Annotated in this window: 3 protein-coding genes; 2 read left to right on the top strand and 1 reads right to left on the bottom strand. The window is 74.4% G+C overall.

What is annotated here, in order from left to right:
* Nucleotides 1-472 (top strand): C40 family peptidase (locus tag L0B03_RS16005; RefSeq protein WP_250447709.1); only part of this gene is annotated, 472 nt, incomplete at its 5' end.
* A 121-nt stretch (nt 473-593) separates the two neighbouring features.
* Here L0B03_RS16005 and L0B03_RS16000 read toward each other — a convergent pair.
* Nucleotides 594-1,091 (bottom strand): inorganic diphosphatase, encoded by a 498-nt coding sequence (locus tag L0B03_RS16000; protein ID WP_208056678.1) that lies wholly within the window; start codon nt 1,089-1,091, stop codon nt 594-596.
* Between the two features lie 213 nt (nt 1,092-1,304).
* On the opposite strand from L0B03_RS16000, the gene dacB reads away from it, so the two are divergent.
* The gene (gene dacB / locus L0B03_RS15995) at nt 1,305-2,729 is read left to right on the top strand and encodes a D-alanyl-D-alanine carboxypeptidase/D-alanyl-D-alanine-endopeptidase (protein ID WP_250447705.1); all 1,425 of its coding nucleotides are present in this window, start codon (nt 1,305-1,307) and stop codon (nt 2,727-2,729) included.
* Nucleotides 2,730-2,921: the final 192 nt, after the last annotated feature.

The following is a 2,921-nucleotide window of genomic DNA, read 5'->3' as shown; positions in this document are numbered from 1 at the left end:
CCCGACCACCCCGCCACCGGCCACCCCGGCCCCGACGCCCACGCCGACCATCCCACCCGCAGCGGACCCCTACGGCCTGGGCACGGGCTCGGCCCGGGGCTCAGCAGGGCAGGGGCAGAGCGCGGTCGCCTGGGCGCTCACCCAGGTCGGCAAGGCCTACGCCTGGGGCGGGACCGGGCCCGACGGCTACGACTGCTCGGGCCTGACCTCGAAGGCCTGGGCCAATGCCGGGCTGGGCATCAACCGCACCTCGCGTGACCAGTACCGCCAGGTCCGCAAGATCAGCTACGACAGCATGCGCCCGGGGGACCTCATCTTCTACGGCAGCAACGGCAAGGACCCGGGCAGCATCGGTCACGTCGCGATGTTCGTGGGCAACGGCCAGATGATCGAGGCTCCGCGGCGCGGCGTCAACGTCCGGGTCACCGCGATCCGGTGGTCGGGGACGATGCCCTACGCCGGTCGTCCCTGACCTGCCCGCGACGCCCGTCTGACCCTCGCCGCACGACTGTGCCCCGCCGGATCCCCTGAGGGGCCCGACGGGGCACGGTGACGAGGTCGCTCAGGCGACGCCGGTCAGACGGCGTCGCGGCTCAGATGGAGTGGTGGCCCCCGTCGATCGCACGCTGGCGCGAGCGCTCGATCTCGGCCTCGGCCGCCGCACGGTCCACCCAGTGCGCGCCCTCGACGGACTTGCCCGGCTCGAGATCCTTGTAGACCTCGAAGAAGTGCTGGATCTCGAGGCGGTGGAACTCGCTGACGTCGTCGATGTCCTGACGCCACGAGGCGCGCTGGTCCCCCGTCGGGACGCACAGCACCTTGTCGTCACCGCCGGCCTCGTCGCGCATGCGGAACATGCCCAGGGCGCGGCAGCGGATCAGGCAGCCCGGGAAGGTCGGCTCCTCGAGCAGCACCAGGGCGTCGAGCGGGTCGCCGTCCTCGCCCAGGGTCCCGTCGATGAACCCGTAGTCGTCGGGGTAGCGCGTCGACGTGAAGAGCATGCGGTCCAGACGGATGCGACCGGTCTCGTGGTCGACCTCGTACTTGTTGCGCTGGCCCTTGGGGATCTCGATCGTGACGTCGAACTCCACAGGTTCTCCTTCGTGGCCGACCACCGGGCCTGGACGAGGCGGTCGGTCGGGCGGTTCGGTGCGGGAGCACGTGCGCGGGGCCGCGCGCGGGCAAGGGTGACGTTACGCCAGGCGGGACCATGGTCCCGCACCCAGCGGGTCGGCGCGATGCGCGTCGACTCGGAGAATAGTCTGACCCGGTCCCACCCGGGGCGATGGTGAGAGGGAGGACCGATGGCACGGCGCGCAGCGCTCGCGGCGGGGGTCGCCACGGGCGTCCTGGTGCTCGGCGCCGGGGGGTACCTCACGGCTGACGCCTACGACGTGGTGCCGGGGTTCGTGACCCTCGAGCCCGTGCCCGACCCTCCGCTTCCGTTCCCGACGGTCCCCGGAGCCGTCGAGGCTCCCGGGCTCGAGCCGGTCCTGGACGAGGTGGACCCCTCGGCCCCGGTGCCCGACGCCGCCGAGCTCACGGCCCTCGCCGAGGCCGCCGCCGACCACGTCTGGATGGGGGACTCGGTCGGCATCGTCGTGGCCGACCAGCTCACCGGCGAGGTGCTGGTGGACCTCGACGGCGACCAGCCCCACACCCCTGCCTCGACCGCCAAGGTCGCCACCGGGGCCGCGGCCCTCAGCGCCCTGGGGCCCGACGCCACCCTGACGACCTCCGTGGTGCAGGGTGCGGGCGGCCGGCTCGTGCTCGTGGGCGGTGGCGACATCATGCTCGCCGCCGGTGCGGGGGACCCCGAGGCGACCAACGGTCGCGCGGGGCTCGCCGACCTCGCGGTCGAGGTGACCCGCGAGCTGCGGCTCGCCGGCGTCACCGAGGTCACCCTCGGCGTCGACGACACGCTGTTCTCGGGCCCGCAGGCAGCCCCCGGCTGGGACGAGGACGTCATCCGCCTCGGCTACGTCGCCCCGGTCACCGCCCTCGCGGTCAACATCGCCAAGACCCGCGACGAGCCGTACCCGCCCCGGCACGCCGATCCCTCGCTGCACACGGGGGAGACCTTCGCAGCCCTGCTCCGCGAGCAGGGCATCGCCGTCACCGGGACGGTCGGGCGGGAGGCGGTCCCCGCCGGGGCCCGGACCGTGGGCGCCGTCGAGTCGGCCCCGATGCGGGAGGTCGTCCGGTACGCGCTGCACACCTCGGACAACGCCGTGACCGAGGCCCTCGGCCGGATGGTGGCCCTCGAGCGAGGGCTGCCCGCGAGCTTCCAGGGGGCCACCCGGGCCGTGCTCGCCGAGCTCGTCCGGCTCGGGCTGGACACCGACGGAGCCGTCCTGGCGGACACGAGCGGGCTGGCAGAGGGCTCCCTGCTGCCCCCCGCGCTCCTGGTGGACCTCGTGCTGCACGCGGCCGACCCGCAGAACGCGGCCCTGCTGCCTGCCGTGGTCGACCTGCCCGTCGCCGGGTGGCAGGGGACCCTGGCGGGCCGGTTCGGCTCGCCCCCCGCCAGCGGCCTCGTCCGGGCCAAGACCGGCAGCCTGCCCGGGGTGACCTCCCTCGCGGGCACCGTGACGACGTCGTCGGGCCGTTCCCTGGTCTTCGCGGTGATCGCCGACGACACGCCTCCTGGTGGGCAGCTGGGTCCGAGCCGGGTGATCGACACCTTCGTCCAGCAGCTCGCGGGCTGCAGCTGCGACCTGCCCGGGTGAGGCGTGCCGGGGCGTGACCAGTGCTCCCCCGGCCGGACCGCATGCACCGACCGGCTCGACCTGCGCCTGAGCAGCCCGCCCCGCGCGGCGGGGCTACCGTGAGCGGATGACTTCCGCGAGCGGTTCGGCGTCGGCCGGGCGGGCCGATGCCGACCAGGCCGCCGTGCCGCCGCGCCTCGAGCTCGACTGGGA

It is taken from the genome of Actinotalea sp. C106 (genome assembly GCF_023630195.1).
GTDB lineage: Bacteria > Actinomycetota > Actinomycetes > Actinomycetales > Cellulomonadaceae > Actinotalea.
This window is presented reverse-complemented; position numbering and strand designations above follow the sequence as displayed.